Below are 22,326 nucleotides of genomic sequence, written 5' to 3'. Positions count from 1 at the left end.
CCTGCCCGTGGTCTATTACGAGGCGGCTTTCGCCGGCGATGGCGAGGATCTCGCGGGGGAGATGGAGGCGCGCTTCGCGGAGAATGGCTGGCCGCCGCAATGGCGAAACGGCATCTATGATTACGATCATTATCACAGCCAGGCGCATGAGGTGCTCGGCATCGCGGCCGGCAGCGCCGATCTGGTGCTGGGCGGTGCGGATGGCCGGCGCCTGCAGGTGAAGGCGGGCGACGTCCTGCTGCTGCCGGCCGGGACCGGGCATCGCTGCGTCGCGCATTCCGAGGATCTGCTGGTGGTCGGCGCCTACCCGCCGGGCCAGACCCTGGATATCATGCGCAAGGAAGCGACGCCCGCGATGCTGAACCAGATCGCGATCCTCAATTTCCCGCCGACCGATCCCGTCGCGGGGGCGGACGGGCCGATGCTGACCCATTGGGCCGACCAGGTCCTGCGCAGCCGCTGAGTCCCGGGGGCTCAGCGCGCCCGCAGCGTCAGTGCGGCAGTCTGAGGCGGCGGCCGGGCTCGTCCGGCAGCGGCAGGATGGTCGGACCGGCGGGTGCCCGCACCAGCCCGTCGAGGCCGACGGTCTTCGAGGCCGTGTCGGGGCGATGCGGGGAATGGGCGCCGGCCAGCGCGCTGGCGCAGGTCAGCGGCGCCAGATCCCGCGACGGAATGCGCATCGGCGCGCAGGGCGGCGCCAGGCTGATGCCGATCTCCAGCCCCGTCGCGATCTGGGCCGCCGCACAGACCGTGTCGAGATCGCCCGTGGTACAGAGCCGCGGCCAGTCATGCGGCGGGTTCGGCCTGGCGAGCTGCGCCATCACCACCTCGGGCGTCGCGTCGGAGGGGTCGTTGCGGCGGGCGGCGACGCGGCGCATCAGCAGCCCCGCCGGTGCCTCCAGCCAGAGCGGCCGGAACGCCACGCCGCGCCGCCGGGCCAGCGCCTCCACCGCGGCGCGCGCCGCGGCGCGGTCGAACACCGCCTCGCACAGGACGGAGTGCCCGGCCCCGAGCACCACATCGGCGCAGGCGAGCGCGGTGTCGTAGACCGTCTTCGACACGGCCGGCGCATAAGCGTCTCCGGCCAGCCGCGTATCCGCCTGCACACCGAAGAGATGCTTGCGGATCCGGTCGCTGGCGAGGATCCGCGCGCCCGGCGCCGGCCCGATCGCCGGCGCGATCCGCGTCGCGACGGTGGATTTGCCCGAACCGGAATAGCCGCCGATGGCGACGAGGCTGGCGACCTTCGGCGCGAGCAGGTCGCGCGCCAGCTCGAGATAGCCGCGCGCCTCGGCCCGGATCCAGGCGCAGGAGAGTTCCGAGGTGCCGATCTGGGCCGCGGTGACATGGGCGCGGACCATGGCCCGGACCGCCATGAAGAACGGCAGCAGGGCCGCCCCCGCCTCGTCTCCCGTCTCGTCGACATAGCGGTTGAACAGCGTATTGGCGTGGACCGGCAGCTTGCGCCGCCAGAGATCCATCAGCACGAAGGCGAGATCGTAGAGCACATCCGTCGTCGCGAGATCGTCGCTAAATTCCAGGCAGTCGAACAGGGTCGGCACGCCATCGACCTTGCAGATGTTGCGCAGGTGCAGATCGCCATGGCAGCGCCGGACGAAGCCGCCGCGCGCCCGCAGGTCGAGACGCCCGCGGACGGTCTCGAAGGCCTGCCGGCAGGCCTGGATCACCGGCCCGATCTCGGCTTGGGTGAAGACGGAGGCCTGCTGCAAGGCGCTTTCATTGATCGCCAGCACCCGCGCCATGCGCCGCGCGCCCTCGCTCCGCACCGGCTCGGCCTCGCCATGCAGCCGCGCGATCGCCCGCGCCAGCAACTCGACATCGCCGAGCGTCAGCTCACCCTCGCGCGCCAGCCGGTCGAACAGGGTCCGCTCGTCGAAGCGGACCATCTCGACCACCGCATCGACCAGCGGCCCGCCGCCATTCAGCGCCAGCCGGCCATTCTCCTCCCGCGTGATCCGGTGCACCGCCCGGTAGAGCGACGGCGCCGTGCGCCGGTTCAGGCGCAGCTCGTCGAGGCAGGCCTGCAGCCGCTGCTCGGGCGTGGTGAAATCGAGATAGGGCAGGCGCAGCCGATGTTTCAGCTTGATCGCGCGGGCGCCGATCAGCAGCACGGTGGAGATATGCGTGACCGCGGTCTCGATGGCGACGCCGCCGCCGCCGAAGCCGTCCGAGGATCCGAGAAAGGCGAGTAGCTCTGCACGCTCGTCCATCACGCACGACCTCACCCACGCGACACCCGGGCAGACGGTGTCATGCCCGCCTTTGTCCCGGCGCTCCCCGCTGGGCGAGGATGCCGGATCTGCGACGCCTCGAAGGGTCAGACTAGGTGGTGCAAGCCGCCGCGCATTGATCGGCGTCAGCATTCGCGCGTGAAAAACGACCCCTCGCGTGTCCGTGAGCGCCGCTAGGCCGCCGGCAGGCTGCCGGCCCCGCTCCGAAAATCCGCCTGCCCGGCGGAGACCCGGTGCAGGCCCAGTCTCTCGCACAGGCCCTCGCCATCGCGGGGCAGTGCCTCGAGCTCCAGCTCCCGCGCCAGCGGCCCGGCGAACAGGCGCCAGCTCTCGATATTGCGCCAGGGCACGGCGATGAGCAAAGGCAGGCCCGCCTCCAGCGCCTCGCCGATCAGCGGGCGGAAGCCTGCGCCCTCCGCTTCGGTCTTGCCGAATTTGTTGAGGATGACGAGGTCGGGCCGCTGCCCGAGGCCGGCGCGCACGATCTGCATCGCCTGCAGCAGCTGCCCCACATCGAGCGCGCAGCCCCGCGCCAGCGGGCCGCGATCCTGCGAGATGCCGAGCCGGGCGCCGCTCGACAGCTCCTCCAGCATCATGTCGCAGCGAGACCGGCCCGGGCGGGGCGTGTTGTGCTGCACCAGCCCGGCGAGCCGGCAGCCGCGCTCCAGCAATGTCAGGGCGACGGCCCGCAACGCCTGATCGGCGGCCTCGCTGTCGGTATAGACGAGGGCTGTGATGGGGATATCGTCTCGCATCGTCAGGGCTCCAATGCCGGAACAGCCACGGCGCCGGGGCGGCAGCACGTATTGCCGTGCAGCTCGCCGGCCGGCAGGGTCGCGAAGGCGTCGAGCGCCTGGCGCCGCAAAGCGCTCATCGCCTCCACGGGATGGACGACGCGGTGATCGATCGAGGGCAGCGCGTCCCGTTCCGCGACGGAGGACAGATGCGGGCCGAGATCGCGCAGCAGCCCGTCCTCGATCGCATAGATCCAGCCATGCAGATGCAGCGCCTGGCCGCGGGCCCAGGCATTCTCGACGATCGGCGTCTGGGCGATGCGGCGGACCTGCATCTCGACATTGATCTCGCACATCCGGTCGAGGCGGCGCGCCTCGTCCGGGAGGGCGGCGAAAATCTGGCGGTGCTTGCGGTGCAGCATCGAGATCGGCTGGAGCCAATGGTCCAGCAGCGCACCGCGTTCGGTCACCAGCGCCCGCTGCACACCGCCGCAGCCATAGTGTCCGCAGATGATGACGTGTTCGACCTCGAGGTAGTCGATCGCATATTCGATCACCGAGAGGATGTTCATGTCGCTGGTATGGACGACATTGGCGATATTGCGATGGACGAAGACCTCGCCAGGGTCGAGGCCGAGCACGTCATTGGCGGTGACGCGGCTGTCCGCGCAGCCGATCCAGAGATAGCGCGGGCTCTGCTGCTCGGCCATCCGCCTGAAGAAATGCGGGTCGCTCCGGGTTTTCGACTGCGCCCAGGCGACGTTGCGGTCGAAGAGATGGTCGAGGGTGCGCGCCATCAGCCGGCCCCTCCGCAGCCGTTCGGCCGGGGCTCAGCGATGGTCATCGCAGCCCCCCGGCCCGCAGCCGCAGGATCCGGCGACCGGCACCGGGGCCGCGTCCTGCGCCAGCGCCCAGCGCAGCATCCGGCCGAGCACGACCCTGGCCGGGTCGTCCGCCCGCTCGATCGCGGTCATCAGCGCCAGCCAGTCCTCGTCATCGGCGCGCGCGGCGAAGCGGCGCGAGGCATTGGCGACATATTCGCCGGGCGTCTCCTCATGCCGCTCGCCCATCGCCTGGATCTCGGCCAGCAGGATGACGTCGCCGAGCGCCTCCAGCGCCGCGGCGGCGTCGCCCTCATCCGACAGCTGGTTCAGCAGGGCACCGAGCTGCATGGAAACCTCCTATTGAACGAGCGGAGAGGCGCTGGCGGCGATGGCGACGCCGATGATCTCGGCCCGGCCGGCCAGGATCGCGATATATTGCTGGATCGCCATGCGGCGGACCCTCTCGTCGAGCCAGGCGGCGATGCGGGCCCGCACCGCCTCGAAAGGCAGAGGCTGCCCGGCGATGCGGCGCTCGATCCAGACGATGTGGAAGCCGTAGCGGGTCTCGACCGGCTCCTCGCCGACGCGGCCCAGCGGCAGGCGCTCCAGCGCCGCCTCGAATTCCGGCACGGTCTGGCCGGGTCCGATCTGGCCGAGATGCCCGCCGGTCCGGCCCGAGGGGCAGGAGGAGGCGGCGGCCGCGAGCTCCGCGAAACGATGCGGCTCCTCCCGGATCTGCAGGATCAGCAGAGCGGCGCGAGCGGCGGCCTCGCGCCGTGCCGAGGCGTCTCCCGGAGCGGCGGCGAGCAGGATGTGCCGCGCCTCGATGATCCCCGGGGATTGGAAGCGCGTCCGGTTGGCATCGAAATAGCGCCGGCAGCTGGCCTCGTCGGCGCTGGGCGTGCGCACCTCCTGCGCCACCAGCTGGCGGATCAGGGCCTCCTCCTCCGTTTCGCGGCGGCCCTCGTCATCCGTGGCCGGTTCGGGAACGAGCGCCAGGCGCCGCGCTTCCTGCAGCAGCAGCTCGCGGATCGCGAGCGCCCTCGCCGCGGCCTGCCAGGCCTCGATGGGTTTGGAAGCGGGATGGTGCTGGGTTTCCCGCGCGATCGCCGCGCGGGGGATGACGACGCCGCCGACGCTGACGGTCTTGGGCCTGGCGGTGACGGCGGGTTTGACCGCGCAGGCGGAGGGGGCCGGGCTGCTCATGCGCCTACTCCGCCGGCTGCTGCGAACGGGCGGCGGGCGCCGCCGTCAGCGTGCGCCGGGTGCGCACCACCTGATAGCCCCGGCGGCCGAGATACCAGACCGGCGCCGACCAGATATGGACCAGCCGCGAGAACGGGAAGATCAGGAAGATCGTCATCCCCAGCACGAGATGGATCAGATAGGGCCAGTCCAGCCCCTGCAGCGTCTTGGCGTCGACCGGCTGCAGCGTCAGGATGCCTTGCGCCCAATGCGAGAGCACCAGCATCGCGGCGCCGTCCGAATGGCCGAAGGAATAGGGCAGCGTGATCAGCCCGATGCTCAGCTGAACCCACAGGATCGAGAGCACGGCCAGATCCATCACGGTCGAGGTTTGGCGGATGCGGGCGTCGAACAGGCGCCGGTGCAGCAGCAGGCTGAGCCCGACGAAGCAGACGAGGCCGGCGATGCCGCCGGCGACGATCGCGACCATCTGCTTCTGCGGCACGGTGAGCAGCAGCGTATAGACCGAGCTCGGCGTCAGCAGGCCGACGCCGTGCCCGACCAGCAGGAACAGGATGCCGAGATGGAAGAGGTTGGAGCCCCAGAACAGCTGGCGCTTGCGCAGCATCTGGCTGGAGCCGGCTTTCCAGCTGTATTGCTCGCGATCATAACGGATCAGGCTGCCCAGCAAGAAGGCCGTGAGGCAGACATAGGGGTACCAGACGAAGAGGATGTGGAAGATCGTGTCGCGCATGGTCTTCAGGCTCCCGTGCGGGTCGAAAGGCCGGAATGGGTGATGGTCATCCGGGGCGCCGCGCCCGGCACGGGTTCCAGGCCCGGCGCCGGCCGCCGCGCCTGGCGGAGCCTGGCGGCGAGCGTGTCTTTCCCGCAGTCCTCGGCGGCCGCGCCGGGGCCGAACAGCACCTCCTCCTCGGCCCAGGCGGCGTCCAGCGCCTCGAGATCGTCCGGCTCCGGATCGGGCTCCGCCAGCAGGCGGTCGATCATCGCCATGTCGGGCGTCGCCTTGCCGAGGGTGAGCAGGGCGCCGAACACCGCCTCATAGGGCGAGCTGCGCTTGCGCAGCCGCTCGCGCAGCGCCGCGAAGACATGGGCCGGCTGGCCGAGGAGCTCGATCGCATCGGCGGGACCGCGCGTGCCGGCATATTCCAGGAATAGCGGCAGGAAATCCGGCAGCTCCGTCACCGTCGGGCTGTAGCCGCCATCCTCATAGAGCTTGATCAGGTCGACCATCGCCTGGCCGCGATCGCGGCTCTCGCCATGGACGTGCTCGAACAGATGCAGGGACAAGGCCCGCGTCCGGTCGAACAGCAGGATGTAGCGCTCCTGCAGCTCCATGAGGTCGCCCGCGGCGAGCTCGGCGATCAGCTGCGACAGCGCCCTCAGCTCGGCGGCGGGCAGCACCGCCTCGCGCGCCAGCACCGCGCGCATCGCCTCGCCGGCGGCCACGAGCTCCTCCGTCGGATAGGACAGCAGCGCGGACAGAACCTTCAGCGTCTTCATCTCAGAGCGCTCCCATCTTCGGCTTGTCGTTCTTCAGCTTGATGCCGCCGAAGAGATTGACCTTGTCGTCGCTCGGCAGGCAGCCATCGCCGAAGGAGAAGCCGCATTGGCCACGCAGCTCATAGGCGTCCTGCGTCACCTCGCGATGGCTGGTCGGGATCACGAAGCGGTCCTCGTAATTGGCGATCGCCATGACGTGGTACATCTGCTCGATCTGCACCCCGGTCAGGCCGACGCGCCGCGCGACGGCCTCGTCCAGCACGCCGTCCACGGTCTTGGCGCGCATATAGGCGCGCATCGCCAGCATCCGCTCGAGGCCGGCCGCGACCGGCGCCTCATCCCCGGCCGTCAACAGATTGGCGAGGTATTTCAGCGGGATGCGCAGCGACTTCACATCCGGCATGCCGCCGTCGGTGCTCATCTTGCCGGCCTCGGCCGCGGCCGTGATCGGCGAGAGCGGCGGCACGTACCAGACCATCGGCAGGGTGCGGTATTCCGGGTGGAGCGGGAAGGCGACCTTCCACTCCATGGCCATCTTCCAGATCGGCGACTGGCGTGCCGCCTCGAGCCAGGATTCCGAGATGCCGTCGGCCCGCGCCTGGGCGATCACGGCCGGGTCGTTGGGATCGAGGAAGACCTTGAGCTGCGCCTCGTAGAGGTCCTGCTCCGAGGCTGTCGAGGCCGCCTCCTCGATGCGGTCGGCGTCATAGAGCATCACGCCGAGATAGCGGATGCGGCCGACGCAGGTTTCCGAGCAGACGGTCGGCTGGCCGGCCTCGATGCGCGGATAGCAGAAGATGCATTTCTCGGATTTGCCCGAGGACCAGTTGAAGTAGATCTTCTTGTAGGGGCAGCCGGAGACGCACATCCGCCAGCCGCGACATTTGTCCTGGTCGATCAGGACGATGCCGTCCTCCTCGCGCTTGTAGATCGCGCCCGAGGGGCAGGCGGCGGCGCAGGTCGGGTTCAGGCAATGCTCGCACAGCCGCGGCAGATACATCATGAAGGTGTTTTCGAACTGGCCGTACATCTCCTTCTGGACGCCCTCGAAATTGACGTCCTTGGAGCGCTTGGCGAATTCCCCGCCGAGGATCTCCTCCCAGTTCGGCCCCCATTCGATCTTTTCCATCCGCTCGCCGGTGATCAGCGAGCGCGGGCGCGCGGTCGGGAAGGCCTCCAGCTCGGGCGCCTTCTGGAGATGCTCGTAATCGAAGGTGAAGGGCTCGTAATAGTCGTCGATCTCCGGAAGGTCGGGATTGGCGAAGATATTCGCCAGGATCCGCCATTTCCCGCCGATCTTCGGCTCGATCTTGCCGTTTTTCTTGCGGCGCCAGCCGCCTTTCCACTTGTCCTGGTTTTCCCAATCCTTGGGATAGCCGATGCCGGGCTTCGTCTCGACATTGTTGAACCAGGCGTATTCCATGCCTTCGCGGTTGGTCCACACGTTCTTGCAGGTCACCGAGCAGGTGTGGCAGCCGATGCATTTGTCGAGATTCAGCACCATGCCGATCTGAGCGCGGATTTTCATCGAGGGGATCCTTTTCACTCTGCGGCTTGGGCGGGGACGATGGCGGGCGCAGCGTCGGCATGGGGGCGTTCGAGCCAATCCACGGTCTTCAGCTTGCGGATGACCACGAACTCGTCGCGGTTGGTGCCGATCGTGCCGTAATAGTTGAAGTCATAGGCGAGCTGCGCGTAGCCGCCGATCATGTGGGTCGGGTTGATGACGATGCGGGTCACCGAATTATGGATCCCGCCGCGCTGGCCGGTCATCTCCGAGCCCGGCATGTTCACGATCTTCTCCTGCGCGTGGTACATGAAGAGCGTGCCGTCCTTCATGCGCTGCGAGACCACGGCGCGGGCGACCAGAGCGCCATTGCTGTTGAAAGCCTCGACCCAATCATTGTCGACGATGCCGGCCCGCCTGGCGTCGGTCTCGCTCAGCCAGACGATCGGCCCGCCGCGTGACAGCGTCAGCATCATCAAATTGTCGGTATAGGTGGAGTGGATGCCCCATTTCTGGTGCGGAGTGATGAAGTTGAGGACGATCTGCGTCTCGCCGTTCGGCTTCAGGTCGATCACCGGCGCGATGGTGCGCAGATCGAGCGGCGGCCGGTAGACGCACAGCCCCGCGCCGAAGGCCCGCATCCAGAGATGGTCCTGGTAGAGCTGCTGGCGCCCGGTCAGCGTCCGCCACGGGATCAGCTCGTGGACGTTGGTGTAGCCGGCGTTGTAGCAGACCTTCTCGCTCTCCAGCCCCGACCAGGTCGGCGCCGAGATGATTTTGCGCGGCTGCGCCACGACATCGCGGAAGCGGATCTTCTCGTCCTCCTTGGGCAGCGCCAGATGGGTGTGCTCGCGCCCTGTCGCCTTGCCCAGCGCAGCCCAGGCCTTGACCGCGACCTCGCCATTGGTTTCCGGTGCCAGCATCAGGATCATCTCGGCGGCGTCGATGTCGGTGACGATCCTGGCGAGGCCCTTATTGGCCCCCTCCAGATGCACGCCGTTCAGCGCCTTGAGATGCTCGACCTCGTGCCCGGTCTTCCAGGCCATGCCCTTGATGCCGTTGCCGATCGTGTCCATCAGCGGGCCGAGCGCGGTGAAGCGGGCGTAGAGATTGGGGTAGTCGCGCTCGACCACGGCGACCACCGGCATGGTCTTGCCCGGGATCGGCTCGCATTCGCCCGTCTTCCAATCCTTCGGCTCGAAGGGCTGGGCGATCTCGTTGGCGCTGTCGTGCTTGATCGGGTTGAGCACGACGTCGTGCTCGACGCCGAGCACCTCGGGCGCGACCTTCGAGAAGGCCTTGGCCAGCCCCTTGTAGATCTCCCAGTCCGAACGCGCCTCCCAGGCGGGATCCACCGCGCCGGTCAGCGGATGGATGAAGGGGTGCATGTCGGAGGTGTTGAGGTCGTTCTTCTCGTACCAGGTGGCCGTCGGCAACACGATGTCGGAATAGACGCAGGTGGTCGACATCCGGAAATCCAGCGTCACCAGCAGGTCGAGTTTCCCCTCCGGCGCTGTCTCGTGCCAGACGGCCTCCGTCGCGCGGGCCCGGCCCTCCGGGCCGAGATCCTTGCCCAGCACGCCATGGCTGGTGCCGAGCAGATGCTTGAGGAAGTATTCATGGCCCTTGCCGGAGGAGCCCAACAGGTTCGAGCGCCAGACGAACAGGTTGCGCGGCCAATTCGCGGGGTTGTCTGGATCCTCGCAGGAGAGCTTCAGCGAGCCCTCCTTCAGCGCCTTGGCGACATAGTCCTTGGCCTCCATCCCGGCGGCGGCGGCGTCCTTCGCGACCTGCAGCGGATTGGTCTGGAGCTGCGGCGCCGAGGGCAGCCAGCCCATGCGCTCGGCCCTGATGTTGTAGTCGATCAGCGCCCCGTCCCACGGACCGGCGGGAGCGGTCGGCGAGACCAGATCGGCGACGCGCACCGTCTCGTAGCGCCACTGGTCGGTATGGGCGTAGAAGGCCGAGGTCGAATTCTGCTGGCGGGGCGGCCGGCCCCAGTCGAGCGCGAAGGCGAGCGGCGCCCAGCCGGCCTGCGGCCTGAGCTTTTCCTGCCCGACATAATGCGCCCAGCCACCGCCCGACTGGCCGACGCAACCGCACATCACCAGCATGTTGATGACGCCGCGATAGTTCATGTCGGCGTGGTACCAATGGTTCATCGCCGCGCCGATGATGATCATCGACCGGCCCCGGGTCTTCTCGGCATTGGTCGCGAATTCCCGCGCCACCTGGATGATCTTGTCGCGCGAGACGCCGGTGATCGCCTCGGCCCAGGCCGGGGTGTAGGGCGTATCGTCGTCCAGCGAGCCGGCGACGTTCTCGCCGCCATGGCCGCAATCGACGCCGTAATTGGCGAGCAGCAGATCATGCACCGTGGCGACCAGCGTCTCGCCCGCCGGCAGCGCGAGCCGCTTCACCGGCAGGCGGCGCTTGAGGACGCTGCCATGGCCCGTCGAGGCGAAATGCTCATGGGCGATATTGCCGAAATAGGGGAAGGCGACCTCCGCCCGCTCCTCGGCGATCTCGGTCAGCGACAGCCTCAGCCTCGTCGGCGCGCCCGAGGCATCCTTTTCCTCGAGGTTCCATTTGCCGCTCTCGCCCCAGCGGAAGCCGATCGTCCCGCCCGGCGCGACGATCGCGCCCGATGCCTCGTCATAGGCGACGGTCTTCCACTCCGGATTATTGGTCTCGCCCAGCGAGGCGTCGAAATCCGAGGCGCGCAGGAAGCGCTCGGGCACCAGCGTGTCGCCCTGCGCGACGAGCCGGACCAGCATCGGCATGTCGCTGTACTGGCGGATATAGTCGCGGAAATACGGCACCTGCCGGTCGACATGGTATTCTTTCAGGATGACGTGGCCCATCGCCATCGCCAGCGCGGAATCCGTGCCCTGCTTCACGCTCAGCCAGATGTCGCCGAATTTCGAGGCTTCCGAATAATCCGGGCAGATCACCGCGCTCTTCATGCCCTTGTAGCGGGCCTCGGTGTAGAAATGCGCGTCGGGCGTCCGGGTCTGGGGCACGTTCGAGCCCCACAGGATGATGAAGCCGGCATTGTACCAATCGGCCGATTCCGGCACGTCCGTCTGCTCGCCCCAGGTCTGCGGCGAGGCTGGCGGCAGGTCGCAATACCAGTCGTAGAACGACATGCAGACGCCGCCCATCAGCGAGAGATAGCGCGAGCCCGCGGCATAGGAGACCATCGACATCGCCGGGATCGGCGAGAAACCGAAGACGCGGTCGGGGCCATAGGTCTTCGCGGTATAGGCGTTGGCGGTGGCGATGATCTCGCTGACCTCGTCCCAGCCCGCCCGCACGAAGCCGCCATGCCCGCGCTTCCTGGTGTAGCTCGCGCGCTTGGCCGGATCCTCCACGATGCTGGCCCAGGCCGCGACCGGCGACATCGTCCTGCGTGCCTCGCGCCACAGCCTGAGCAGCCTCGCCCGGATCAGCGGGTATTTTACGCGGTTGCCGGAATAGAGGTACCAGCTGTAGGAGGCGCCGCGCGAACAGCCGCGCGGCTCGTGGTTCGGCAGATCCGGCCGGGTGCGGGGATAGTCCGTCTGCTGGGTTTCCCAGGTGACGATGCCGCCCTTGACGTAGATCTTCCACGAGCAGGAGCCGGTGCAATTGGCGCCATGGGTCGAGCGGACGATCTTGTCGTGCTGCCAGCGCTTGCGGTAGCCGTCCTCCCAGCGCCTGTCCTCGCTGGTCATGACGCCATGACCGTTGGAGAAGGGCTCGGAGACCTTGTTGAAGAAGGTCAGACGGTCGAGAAAATGGCTCATTGCGGTCCCCTCGAGGGAAGTCGGAAGCGGAGGGTGGAGATCATTCGGCCGGAGCGGGCAGCGGCCTGGCCTGCGCCGCCGCGAGGCCGTGCTCGGTGTCGTGCAGCAGGCCGCCGCGGCGGGTGTAGACCCACCAGGTCAGGGCGATGCAGCTGAGGTAGAAGCCCAGGAAGCCGTAGAGCGCGGCGGAGGCGCCGCCCGTCAGGGCGATCGAGGTGCCGAAGCTCTTGGGGATGAAGAAGGCGCCATAGGCCGCGATGGCGGAGGTGAAGCCGATGATCGCGGCCGCCTCCTTGTCCGACTGCTTGACCCGCTCGGCCGGGCTCAGCCCGGGCTCCAGCCGGACGAGTTCCAGCCGCATGATCGCGGGGATCATCTGGAAGGTGGAGGCGTTGCCGATGCCGGTCGCGGCGAAGAGGAACAGGAAGCTGGCGAAAAACACCGGGAAGGCGCTGGGATCGCCCTTCATGCCGATGGCATAGAGCACGCCGGTGACGCCGAGGCTCATCGCGATGAACACCCAGAAGGTGATGCGCCCGCCGCCGATCCGGTCGCAGGCCTTGCCCGCCGCGGCGCGCGACAGCGCCCCGACCAGCGGCCCGAGAAAGGCGTATTGCAGCACGTTCACCTCGGGAAAGAGCACCTTGGCGAGCAGCGGAAAGGCGGCGGAGAAGCCGATGAAGGAGCCGAAGGTGCCGGTGTAGAGCCAGCACATGATCCAGTTGTGCGTCCGCCGGAAGATCACCGCCTGATCGGCGAAGGAGGCCTTCATCGTGGCGATGTCGTTCATCCCGAACCAGGCGGCGAAGGCCGAGACGACGATGAAGGGCACGAAGACGAAGCCGGCATTCTGCAGCCACAGCGTCGCGGTGACGCCGGCGACCGTCGCGCTCTGCGGTGCCCCGCCCAGCCCGCCGAAGATCCCGGCCGTGATCGCGAGCGGCACCACGAACTGCACGACGCTGACCCCAAGATTGCCGAGCCCGGCATTGATCGCCAGCGCGTTGCCCTTTTCCGCCTTGGGGAAGAAGAACGAGATATTGGCCATGGAGGAGGCGAAATTGCCGCCGCCGAAGCCGCAGAGCAGCGCCAGCCCCAGGAAGATCCAGTAGGGCGTCTCCGGGTTCTGCACGGCGAAGCCCATGCCGAGCGCCGGGATCAGCAGCGACCAGGTCGCCAGCGTGGTCCACAGCCGCCCGCCGAAGATCGCCGGCATGAAGCTGTAGAAGATCCGCAGCGTCGCGCCCGACAGGCCGGGTAGAGCCGCCAGCCAGAACAGCTGCTCCGTGGTGAAGGCGAAGCCGACGCTCGGCAGCTTGGCCACCACGACCGACCACACCATCCACACCGCGAAGGAGAGGAGCAGGCAGGGCACGGAGATCCAGAGATTGCGCCGTGCGATCGCCCGCCCCCGCTCCTCCCAGAAGCGCCGGTCCTCCGGCCGCCAATCGGCGATCGCGCCCTTGGCCGCCAGCGCGCCCGCCTGAGCTTCGCCATGGACCGGCTGCATCTCGGGCAGTTCCGGCAGCGCCTTGACCGGCACGCCGGCCTCCGACGCCTCGCGCTCCATCTGCCGGACGGCGACATGCATCCAGAGCAGCGAGACCGAGGCGATGAGGAAGAGCAGCCAGAAGCAGCTCTGCCAGACCCCCGTCAGATCGTTCAGCGCGCCGAAGGCGATCGGCAGCACGAAGCCGCCGAGCCCGCCCACCAGCCCGACGACGCCGCCGACGGCGCCGACGCGGCCGGGATAATAGACCGGAATGTGCTTGTAGACCGCGGCCTTGCCGAGGCTCATGAAGAAGCCGAGCACGAAGGCCACCGCGATGAAGCCCGGCAGGCTCATGCGGGTGGAGAAGGCGATGGGGCCTCCGATCCCTTCGACGACGTATTGCGTCGGCGGGTAAGCGAGCAGGAAGGTGCAGCCGACCGCGACCAGGAAGGTCCAGTACATCACCCGGCGCGCGCCGTATTTGTCGGAGAGATGGCCGCCATAGGCCCGGAAGATCGAGGCCGGGATCGAATACATCGCGCCGACCATGCCGGCCGTGGCGATGTCGAGGCCGTAGACGCCGATGAGGTAGCGCGGCAGCCACAGCGCCAGCGCGACGAAGCCGCCGAAGACGAAGAAGTAATAGAGCGAGAAGCGCCAGACCTGGATGTTCTTCAGCGGCTCCAGCATGGCGGAGAGCGGCTCGGGCCTGGTGCCCGCGGCGCGCCTTGCCGCGAGATCGGGATCGTCCTTGGTGAAGAGGAAGAAGACGATGGCGGTGACGGCGAGCGCGATGGCCCAGATCAGCGCGACGCTCTTCCAGCCATAGGCGACCATGATCACGGGCGCGGCGAATTTGGTCACGGCGGCGCCGACATTGCCCGCGCCGAAGATGCCGAGCGCCGTGCCCTGCCGCTCCTTCGGATACCATTTCGCGACATAGGCGACGCCGACCGAAAAGGAGCCGCCGGCGATGCCGACGCCGAGCGCCGCGATCAGGAAGGTCGTATAGTCATAGGCGAAGGTCAGCAGCCCGGTCATCGCCGCCGCCGACAGCATGGTCAGCGTATAGACCACCCGGCCGCCATATTGATCGGCCCAGATCCCCAGCAACAGGCGGATCAGCGACCCCGTCAGGATCGGCGTTCCGACCAGCAGGCCGAACTGCGTGTCGGAGAGGCCGAGGTCCTTCTTGATCTGGATCCCGATGATCGCGAAAATCGTCCAGACCGCAAAGCAGACCGTGAAGGCGAACGTCGACAGCCAGAGCGCCTGGCGTTGTTCCGCAGGTGAGACCGCTGCGCCGTCCATGACCGATTCCCCCGTACCCAAATCGCGAAGACAGGGGAGGCTTTGGCCGCGGGAGGCTGTTTATCTTTGATACAAATCAACGGCTTCCGGGCGCCCGAAGCTTTCAAGGCGGCGCTCCGGATCGGTCAATCCGCCGGCCTCCGATCGGCAAGAGGTTGCAAGCTTCGTGGCAATCCCGTGCTTGATGCATATCAAGTCGCGGCTTGCATCGATCCCCTAGCCTGAACGGGAAGGGGACGGGATCATGCGCAAGGAAGACATCGCCGAGATGCGGGGCCTGCCGCTGTTCTCAGGGGTGGACCCCGCCCATGTCGAGGCGATGCTGCGCGCCTCCTTCCTGCAGCGCTTCCCCGCCCATGTGGAGCTGGCGCGCGAAGGCGATCCCGCGGATTTCCTGCATGTCATCGTCGATGGGCAGATCGAGATGTATTCCGCCTATCGCGATCGCGAGACGACGATCTCGGTGATCGGACCGGGACACAGTTTCATCGTCGCGGCCGTGATCCTGGACAGGATCTACCTGAAATCGGCGCGGGCGCTGCTGCCCTCCCGCGTGCTGCTGATCCCGGCCGAGGCGGTCCGCCGCTGTTTCGCGGAGGACGCCGCCTTCGCGCGCGCGCTGGCGCTGGAGCTGGCCGGTGCCTATCGCGGGGTGGTGCGGGAGCTGAAGAACCAGAAGCTGCGCTCCAGCCTGGAGCGGCTGGCCAACTGGCTGCTGGCGCATGACAACGAGACCGGCGCGACGGGCCGTTTCGCGCTGCCCTTCGACAAGAAGATCCTGGCCTCGCGCCTCGGCATGGCGCCGGAGGTGCTGTCGCGCTCCATCGCGGCGCTGATCCCCTATGGCGTCACTGTGGCGGGGCCGGCGGTGACGATCAGCGACCGCGCCGCCCTGAGCCGCCTCGCCTGCCCCTCCCCCACCATCGACGACACGGTCCCCGTCTGAGCCGGCGGCCCCCTTCGGCAACGAAATCGCGCGCCCGGCGTTGACGCTCCCGAACGCCCCGCTCGGCGGGCCGAGGGAGACAGATGACGGCACGCGCGACATCCCGGCTGGTGCTGCTGACGGCGCTGGCCTTGCTGCTGCTGCTGGCTCCGGAGGCCGTGCTGATCGTCTTCGCGGGCATTCTCCTGGCGGTCTTCCTGCGAAGCGGCGGGCATTGGATCGGCAAGCGGCTGAGCCTCTCGGACGGGGCCGGCGTCGGGCTCTTCCTGCTCTGCATCCTGATAGGCTTCGTCGCCTTCGGCATCGCCATCGCCCCGGCCATCGGCGAACAGGTCGACGAACTCGGCCGCCGGCTGCCCGAGGCCTTCCGCAAATTCCGCGAGGAGGTGGGGGAATCCTATTGGGGCGCGCAGATGCTGCACCGTCTATCCCCGGAGCAGCTCGCCAGCAGCGGCGGCGGCGCGGCCGCGATGACCGCGGTCTCCTCGACCTTCGGCGCGCTGGGCAATGTCGTCGTCATCCTGTTCATCGGGCTCTATGGCGCGCTGGATCCGGCGGTCTACCGGCGCGGGGTGATCCGCCTGCTCGCACCGCCTCTGCGGGCGCAGGCCGACCAGGCGTTGCGGGAGGCCGGCGGCGCGCTCGGCAATTGGCTGTCTGCGCAGCTGATCTCGATGTCGGTGGTCGGCGTCCTGACCGCGCTCGCCCTCTGGTTCGCCGGCGTGCCGCTCGCCTTCGCGCTGGGCCTGCTGGCCGGGCTGCTCGCCTTCATCCCCAATATCGGCCCCGTCCTGGCGCTGCTGCCCGCGCTCCTGCTGGCCCTGCCGGACGGCACCGACACCCTGCTCGTCGTGCTGGCGATCTATCTGGGCGTGCAGGCGCTGGAGAGCTATCTGGTCACGCCGATCATCCAGCAGGAGAAAGTGGCGCTGCCGCCGGCGCTGGTGATCGCGGTGCAGCTGCTCTTCGGCGCACTGTTCGGCCTGCTCGGGCTCGCTCTGGCGACGCCGATCACGGCGGCGGCCATGACGCTGCTCGAGCACAGCTATCTCAGGCATTATCTGGAGCGCGACGAGCGCCCCGCCTGAGCGCGCCCGCCGCGCATCCGCCGCTCAGTGCCGCAGCCGCTCCACCGGCGCGCGCAGCGTCAGCTGCAGGCCTCCGCTGCGCCAGTCATGGGTCATCGCGCCGCCGAGCTGGCCCGCCATGCTGCGCGCGGCCAGAACCGTGCCGAAACCCTGCCGGCTCGGCGCCCCGGCCACCGGCGGCCCGTCCCGCTCCCGCCAGACCAGGACCAGCCAATCCCCGTCGATCCGCGTCGCCAGTTCCAGCCGCCCGCCTTCGATGGAGAGCGCCCCGTATTTCACCGCATTGGTGGCCTGCTCGTGCAGGACGAGCGCCAGGGCCGTCGCGCTGCCGCTGCCGATCTCGACATCCTCGCCGCTCAGCGCCAGGCGTTCGCCGGAATCGCTGGCATAGGGGGTCAGCAGCAGGCGGATGAGCCCGTGCAGCGTCTGCTGCTGCCGCGCCCCCTGCATCTGCGGGCGGACATAATCATTCGCGCGCGCCAGCGTCTCCAGGCGCAGCTTCAGATCCGTGGCGAAATCGGCGGCTTCCGGCCGGGCCCGCGCCGAGAGCGAGATCAGCCCGTTGACCAGCGAGAACAGGTTCTGGATGCGGTGCGACAATTCCCGGCTGATCAGCTCGCGCGCTTCCTCGACGCGCTTGAGATCGGTGATGTCGACCGAGGCGCCGGGAAAGCGCGAGGGGCGGCCCTGCGCATCGAGCTCGCAGCGGCCGCGGCTGACGATCCAGCGCACCTCGCCCTGCCCTGTCATCACCCGGTGCTCGACCTCGTGCTCCCCGCCATGGGCCGCCGCCTGCGTCATCATCGCCTTCAGCTTGGGCCGGTCCTCCGGATGCACCGCGGGCAGCAACAGGCCGAAAGGCGCGCCGTTGCCGGCGATCTCGGCATCGATCCCATACATCGCCGCCGTCTGCTCGTCGGCATGGGCGATGCCTTCGCGCAGCAGCCAGACCCAGGTGCCGACCTTGCCGGCCTCGAGCGCCAGGCGCAGGCGCTCCTCGTTGCTGTTGAGCCGCTTCTCCGCCAGCTTCAGCTCATGCACGTCGGTGCAGGTGCCGAACCAGCGTTCGACCTTGCCATCGGCGTCTCGCAGCGCCACGGCGCGGCCGATGAACCAGCGATAGGCGCCGTCGCGGCTGCGGAACCGGTATTCGACCTCATAGGGGTCGCCGGTCGCCAGCGCCTTCGACCAGGCGTCCCAGGCCTTCTGCCGATCCTCCGGATGCAGCACCGGGTTCCAGCCCGCGCCCTCGCTCTGCTCGCTGGTGCGGCCGGTGAACTCGAACCAGCGCCGGTTGAAATAATCGTGATGCCCGTCCGGCCGCGTCGTCCAGACGATCTGCGGCATCGTGTCGAGCACGGCCCGGAGGCGACGCTCGGATTCATGGACCGCCTCTTCGGCCCGCTTGCGCTCGGTGATGTCCTGATGCGCCGCGACCAGCCTGATCGGAACGCCCTGCCCGTCATGCTCGATCTCGGCGCGGGCGCTGATCCAGCGGATCTGGCCGTCGCTCGGCCGGATGATCCGGTATTCCGCGAGATAGGAGCGCGCGCCGGATCTCACCGCATCCCGGAACAGGGTCTCGACGCGCTCGCGATCCTCGGGATGCAGCCGCGCCACCCAATCCTCATGCGTCTCCCGGCGGGCGCTGGGCGGCAGGCCGTGGATCTTCAGATATTGCGGCGACCGGTCATTGGTGAAGCCGGTGCGCAGATCCACCTCGGTTCCGCCGATGCCGGCGATCTCCTGCAGCCGGGCCAGCTCCTCTTCGCGACGGCGCAGGCTCGCCGCGATCTTGCGCGATTCCAGCTTCGCCATCACCGCCCGCGCCAGGCCGAGCAGGGTCAGCGCCTGCTCGCGGCTCAGCCCGTCCGGCCGGGGCTGGTAGTCGAGGACGCAGACCGTGCCGATCGGCAGCCCCTCCGGGGTCTCGAGCAGCGCCCCGGCATAGAAGCGCAGACGGGGCTCGCCGGTGACCAGCGGGTTGGAGGCGAAGCGCGGATCCAGCGTCGTGTCCGGGACGACGAAGAGCTCGCGCTGCAGGATCGCATGGGCGCAGATCGAGACGTCGACCGGGGTCTCGCGCACGCCCAGGCCGATCTCGGCCTTGAAGAACTGCCGCGTATCCTCGATCAGGTTGACCACCGCGATCGGCGCCTTGCAGATCAGCGCCGCGATCTCGGTCAGCTCGTCGAAGAACCCCTCCCGCTCGGTGTCGAGAATGTCGTAGCTGCGCAAGGCCGCCAGCCGCTCGGCCTCGGACCAGGGCGGCGACGGGAGCGCGGGCGGAGCGGTCACTCCCGGCTGCCCATTCGCCAGGGCGGCGGCGACGAAGTCGACCAGCTGCTGAACCTGCACCGGCTTGCGCAGGAACGGCACCTCGCGCAGATCGGCGGGGATGTCGGCGATGTAGGCCGCGGAGACGAAGACGAAGGGGATGCCGAGGCGGCGCAGCTCATAGGCCAGCGGAAAGGACTTCCCGTCCATCACGTCGACATCGAGGATCGCGACGTCGACCCCCTGCGCCAAAGCCTGCCGCGCCTGCGCCACCGAGGCGGCGAGCACCGGCTGGGCGCCGGCGATATGGTCTTCCATCAGGTATTCGAGATCGAGGGCAACGAGCAATTCGTCTTCCAGGATTAGGATGCGATTGCCCACGCGAACCTCATGCGATGCCGGGCTAATCAACGCCGACCCCCTGGCAGGGTTCCACATAGGTCAGGAATTATTTTTTGCCTGTCGCCGATCGGGCCGGTCATGTCCCGTCGCGCGGCTGCGGCCAGGTGGCCAGCGCGGCGTGGCCGAGCTCGGTCAGGGCGTAGATTCCGCGCTCGGCCCGCGTGAACCAGCCATAGACGTTGCGCTGCAGGATCGCCGGCGCATCCGTGCAGAACGGCGTGAGATCGCGCGGACGCCGGGGCCCGGCCGCCAGCGCCGCGGCGCAGGCCAGCGCCCGCTGTCGATAGGCGGTCATGATCGGCCGGCGGCTGCCACCGCCCGCTGCGGGGTCGCCCTGCCGGCGCTTGTGTTCCAGCACCAGCCGGGAACGGCGGCGCGGATCCTTGCGCGGCTGCGGCGCCGTCGGCGAGACCAGCACGTCGACATGGCCGGTGCTCGACACCCCGAGCAGCCCGAGCCCGAGCCGCCGGCACAGGTTGCGATAGCGCGCATCGCTCTCGCGCCCCTTGCCCTTCGCCGAGAGCTGCGCCGCCAGCCAGACCTCGTCGGCCATGGCCATCCGGTCGACGCCCTGCAGCAGGAGCTCGAGATTGAACGCCAGCTTCAGCTCGCCGACGACGACGAATTCCGGCTCGCCATCCCGCAGCGCCACCAGGTCGCAATGGCCGACCTCGCCCTTCACGACATAGCCCAGCCCCTCGAGGAAGCGTTTCACGGGCAGATAGAGCGAGGTTTCCAAGCAGGGCTCCGAATCGACCGGCACAGTCTAGGCCAGCCGGGGCCGGCTGACGAAGCCTTCGGCCGGAACGGCCCGGCCGGCAGGGCGTTGTCGCTGCCATGGAGAGCGATGGCTCAGACGAAGACCGGGACAATTGTCGCGCCGCGCCGCGGAGGGCGGGGCGCCGATGAGCCGGGCCGGGAGTGCGCCGCTGCGGCTGGCGACTTTCAACATCAACAATGTCAACAAGCGGCTGGCCAATCTTCTGGCCTGGCTGGACGCGACCCGCCCGGACATCGTCTGCCTGCAGGAGCTGAAGGCGACGCAGGCGGATTTTCCCCGGCAGGCGCTGGAACAGGCGGGCTATGGCGCGGTCTGGGTCGGCCAGAAGAGCTGGAACGGCGTCGCCATCCTGGCCCGCGGCGCCGAGCCCGTGCTGACCCGGACGCGCCTGCCCGGGGACGCCAAGGACGACCAGGCCCGCTATGTCGAGGCGGCGGTCTCGGGCATCCTGGTCGGCTCGATCTACGCGCCGAACGGCAACCCGCAGCCCGGCCCGAAATTCACCTATAAGCTCGCCTGGCTGAAGCGGCTGGCGCGCCATGCGGCGGGGCTGATCGCGGCCGAGGTGCCCTGCGTCCTCGCCGGCGACTATAATGTCGTGCCGACCCCATTCGACATCTACCCGACGCGCTCCTGGGACAGGGATGCGCTGGTCCAGCCGCAGGCGCGTGCCGCCTTCGCAAGGCTTCTGGACCAGGGCTGGCTCGATGCGCTGCGCCATCTCCACCCGGACACGCCGCATTTCACCTTCTGGCATTACATGCGCCAGCGCTGGGAACGCGATGCCGGCCTGCGGCTCGATCACCTGCTGCTGAGCCCCTCGCTGGCCGAGCGTCTCCTGGCCGCCGGGGTCGACCGGGAGGTGCGCGGCGAGCCCGGCGCCAGCGACCACGCCCCCGCCTGGATCGAGATCGCGCGCTGAAGGCTCCGGCCGCGACTGCCGCTGCGACATGCGCAATACCCCTTAGGGGCATCTCGGAATGTCGGCCGATCGGCGGCTCGGCTATCCCCTGCGTCGCATCACCCCCGTATCGCGACTTCAGAGACAGACGCCATGACGATCCAGGACTGCCCCACACCCCGCAACACCGTGCCGCGCATCGCCGCGGCGATGGCCGGCCTCGCCGGCTGCCTCGCCAGCCTGCCGGCGCAGGCGCATGTCAAATGGTTCGCGCCCTATATCGTCGGCGCCGCGCCGCAGCCGGTCGCAGCGACCCTCGGCAACGCCTGGTTCTGGACCGGGATCGCGCTGGTCACTGTCTTCTTCCTGGCGACCATCGCGGTCGAACGCGGCGCGCTCGGCAAGGCGGCGCTGGCCGGGCTCGACCGTGTCTCCCGGCCGCTCTGGCTGCGCAACGACGATTTCATGCGCGCCGCCACCGCCGCCTTCTTCGTCGCCATCTTCGCCGTCGGCGGCGTCTATCTCACGCCGGATCTGAAGACCGATTCCGAGCTGATCTCCTGGGCCCAGCTCCTGATCGCCGCCTGCATCTTCTCGCGCCGCACCATGCCCTTCGCCGCGGCCGGGATCATCGGCCTGTGGGTGATCGCGCTGCGCGACTACGACATCTTCCACCTGCTGGACTATCTCGCGCTCGGTCTCGGCGTCGCGGGCTATCTCGTTCTCGCTTCGGTCGAGACTCCGGAGTGGCGCGCCCGCCGCTTCCAGATCCTGCGCATCGGGGTGGCGGTCGCGCTGATGTGGTCGAGCCTCGAGAAATTCGCCTATCCCGACTGGTTCTACCCGCTGGTCGAAGAGAGGCCGTTCCTGACCTTCGGCATGCCGCGCGACGTCTTCATCCCCATGGCGGGTGTCGCCGAATTCACGCTCGGCTTCGGCCTGCTCTGGTCGCCGCTGGTGCGCCGCCTGTCGGCCATCGCGCTGCTCGTGATCTTCTTCACGGCCGTCTATCCCTTCGGCCGCATCGACCTCGTCGGCCACGCCCTGATCATGGCGGCGCTGTTCCTGGTCGCCGCGGATCCCTGCAAGGGTTTCGTCACCCGCAGCGCGGAGCGCGCACCGAACCGTCTTCCCGGGATCGCCCGCTTCGCCGGCATGCCTCCCGCTCTGGCGGCGGCGCTCTTCCTCTTCGCAGCAGGGTATTGGGGCCTGCACATCTCGCTCTACGGCATCGAGGGCGAACCGGCCGGGATCAGCGACACCTCGACCCATAGCCACGACCCGCAGAGGCCGCACGGCTTGAACAGAGGCCATTGA

The 22,326-nt window shown here is 68.6% G+C and carries 17 protein-coding genes; 5 read left to right on the top strand and 12 right to left on the bottom strand.

All coding sequences use genetic code 11. From position 1 onward, the window contains the following. Window positions 1–463, top strand: a 463-nt coding sequence (locus tag ASG72_RS09330) for a cupin domain-containing protein (protein ID WP_056712526.1), incomplete at its 5' end; no start/stop codon positions are given. A 28-nt stretch (window positions 464–491) separates the two neighbouring features. On the opposite strand, the gene ASG72_RS09325 is transcribed toward ASG72_RS09330, so the two are convergent. The 10 genes from ASG72_RS09325 to ASG72_RS09280 form a co-directional block, all read right to left on the bottom strand. Next, the gene (locus ASG72_RS09325) at window positions 492–2,231 is read right to left on the bottom strand and encodes an AAA family ATPase (protein WP_056711404.1); all 1,740 of its coding nucleotides are present in this window, start codon (window positions 2,229–2,231) and stop codon (window positions 492–494) included. 194 nt (window positions 2,232–2,425) lie between these two features. Next, complete coding sequence (locus ASG72_RS09320; RefSeq protein WP_056711402.1) at window positions 2,426–3,007, bottom strand: DUF2478 domain-containing protein; 582 nt, start codon at window positions 3,005–3,007, stop codon at window positions 2,426–2,428. Between the two features lie 2 nt (window positions 3,008–3,009). After that, on the bottom strand, window positions 3,010–3,783 hold the full coding sequence (locus ASG72_RS09315; RefSeq protein ID WP_082540234.1) for a carbonic anhydrase: 774 nt from the start codon (window positions 3,781–3,783) through the stop codon (window positions 3,010–3,012). Between the two features lie 33 nt (window positions 3,784–3,816). Continuing rightward, a complete protein-coding gene (locus ASG72_RS09310) occupies window positions 3,817–4,158 on the bottom strand; it encodes a hypothetical protein (RefSeq protein WP_056711400.1) in 342 nt (113 codons plus the stop codon). 9 nt (window positions 4,159–4,167) lie between these two features. Continuing rightward, window positions 4,168–5,016, bottom strand: coding sequence for a peptidylprolyl isomerase (locus tag ASG72_RS09305; protein ID WP_056711398.1), 849 nt, complete (start codon window positions 5,014–5,016; stop codon window positions 4,168–4,170). Between the two features lie 4 nt (window positions 5,017–5,020). After that, entirely contained in the window at window positions 5,021–5,749 is a 729-nt protein-coding gene (gene narI, locus ASG72_RS09300; protein WP_056711396.1) for a respiratory nitrate reductase subunit gamma, read from the bottom strand. A 5-nt stretch (window positions 5,750–5,754) separates the two neighbouring features. After that, the gene (gene narJ / locus ASG72_RS09295; RefSeq protein ID WP_056711394.1) at window positions 5,755–6,516 is read right to left on the bottom strand and encodes a nitrate reductase molybdenum cofactor assembly chaperone; all 762 of its coding nucleotides are present in this window, start codon (window positions 6,514–6,516) and stop codon (window positions 5,755–5,757) included. A gap of 1 nt (window position 6,517) precedes the next feature. Further along, entirely contained in the window at window positions 6,518–8,044 is a 1,527-nt protein-coding gene (gene narH, locus ASG72_RS09290; RefSeq protein WP_056711392.1) for a nitrate reductase subunit beta, read from the bottom strand. Window positions 8,045–8,058: 14 nt separating this feature from the next. After that, on the bottom strand, window positions 8,059–11,811 hold the full coding sequence (locus ASG72_RS09285; protein ID WP_056711390.1) for a nitrate reductase subunit alpha: 3,753 nt from the start codon (window positions 11,809–11,811) through the stop codon (window positions 8,059–8,061). Between the two features lie 40 nt (window positions 11,812–11,851). Beyond that, window positions 11,852–14,614 (bottom strand): MFS transporter, encoded by a 2,763-nt coding sequence (locus tag ASG72_RS09280; RefSeq protein WP_056711388.1) that lies wholly within the window; start codon window positions 14,612–14,614, stop codon window positions 11,852–11,854. 244 nt (window positions 14,615–14,858) lie between these two features. Here ASG72_RS09280 and ASG72_RS09275 point away from each other — a divergent pair, with 244 nt between their 5' ends. Next, entirely contained in the window at window positions 14,859–15,560 is a 702-nt protein-coding gene (locus ASG72_RS09275; protein WP_056711386.1) for a cyclic nucleotide-binding domain-containing protein, read from the top strand. Window positions 15,561–15,643: 83 nt separating this feature from the next. After that, complete coding sequence (locus ASG72_RS09270; RefSeq protein ID WP_056711384.1) at window positions 15,644–16,648, top strand: AI-2E family transporter; 1,005 nt, start codon at window positions 15,644–15,646, stop codon at window positions 16,646–16,648. A gap of 24 nt (window positions 16,649–16,672) precedes the next feature. Here ASG72_RS09270 and ASG72_RS09265 read toward each other — a convergent pair whose 3' ends face one another. Together ASG72_RS09265 and ASG72_RS09260 are read right to left on the bottom strand one after the other, a co-directional pair. Further along, entirely contained in the window at window positions 16,673–19,306 is a 2,634-nt protein-coding gene (locus ASG72_RS09265; protein WP_056711382.1) for a PAS domain-containing protein, read from the bottom strand. Between the two features lie 97 nt (window positions 19,307–19,403). Next, a complete protein-coding gene (locus ASG72_RS09260; RefSeq protein ID WP_056712525.1) occupies window positions 19,404–20,066 on the bottom strand; it encodes a DUF2161 family putative PD-(D/E)XK-type phosphodiesterase in 663 nt (220 codons plus the stop codon). Window positions 20,067–20,256: 190 nt separating this feature from the next. On the opposite strand from ASG72_RS09260, the gene ASG72_RS09255 reads away from it, so the two are divergent. Then, window positions 20,257–21,030: an exodeoxyribonuclease III gene (locus ASG72_RS09255; RefSeq protein WP_056712522.1), complete on the top strand. Its 774-nt coding sequence runs from the start codon at window positions 20,257–20,259 to the stop codon at window positions 21,028–21,030. Between the two features lie 132 nt (window positions 21,031–21,162). Next, window positions 21,163–22,326, top strand: coding sequence for a hypothetical protein (locus ASG72_RS09250; protein ID WP_244488755.1), 1,164 nt, complete (start codon window positions 21,163–21,165; stop codon window positions 22,324–22,326).

This window comes from Allobosea sp. Leaf344 (genome assembly GCF_001426225.1).
Classification (GTDB): Bacteria; Pseudomonadota; Alphaproteobacteria; order Rhizobiales; family Beijerinckiaceae; genus Allobosea.
The sequence above is the reverse complement of the archived record's forward strand: the minus strand, read 5'-3'. Positions and strand labels throughout refer to the sequence as shown.

Bases quoted from the DNA above. Each gene is read 5' to 3' on its own strand.
- ASG72_RS09325 (WP_056711404.1), bottom strand. From the start codon at position 2,231: ATGGACGAGCGTGCAGAGCTACTCGCCTTTCTCGGATCCTCGGACGGC.
- ASG72_RS09320 (WP_056711402.1), bottom strand. From the start codon at position 3,007: ATGCGAGACGATATCCCCATCACAGCCCTCGTCTATACCGACAGCGAG.
- ASG72_RS09315 (WP_082540234.1), bottom strand. From the start codon at position 3,783: ATGGCGCGCACCCTCGACCATCTCTTCGACCGCAACGTCGCCTGGGCG.
- ASG72_RS09310 (WP_056711400.1), bottom strand. From the start codon at position 4,158: ATGCAGCTCGGTGCCCTGCTGAACCAGCTGTCGGATGAGGGCGACGCC.
- ASG72_RS09305 (WP_056711398.1), bottom strand. From the start codon at position 5,016: ATGAGCAGCCCGGCCCCCTCCGCCTGCGCGGTCAAACCCGCCGTCACC.
- narI (WP_056711396.1), bottom strand. From the start codon at position 5,749: ATGCGCGACACGATCTTCCACATCCTCTTCGTCTGGTACCCCTATGTC.
- narJ (WP_056711394.1), bottom strand. From the start codon at position 6,516: ATGAAGACGCTGAAGGTTCTGTCCGCGCTGCTGTCCTATCCGACGGAG.
- narH (WP_056711392.1), bottom strand. From the start codon at position 8,044: ATGAAAATCCGCGCTCAGATCGGCATGGTGCTGAATCTCGACAAATGC.
- ASG72_RS09285 (WP_056711390.1), bottom strand. From the start codon at position 11,811: ATGAGCCATTTTCTCGACCGTCTGACCTTCTTCAACAAGGTCTCCGAG.
- ASG72_RS09280 (WP_056711388.1), bottom strand. From the start codon at position 14,614: ATGGACGGCGCAGCGGTCTCACCTGCGGAACAACGCCAGGCGCTCTGG.
- ASG72_RS09275 (WP_056711386.1), top strand. From the start codon at position 14,859: ATGCGCAAGGAAGACATCGCCGAGATGCGGGGCCTGCCGCTGTTCTCA.
- ASG72_RS09270 (WP_056711384.1), top strand. From the start codon at position 15,644: ATGACGGCACGCGCGACATCCCGGCTGGTGCTGCTGACGGCGCTGGCC.
- ASG72_RS09250 (WP_244488755.1), top strand. From the start codon at position 21,163: ATGACGATCCAGGACTGCCCCACACCCCGCAACACCGTGCCGCGCATC.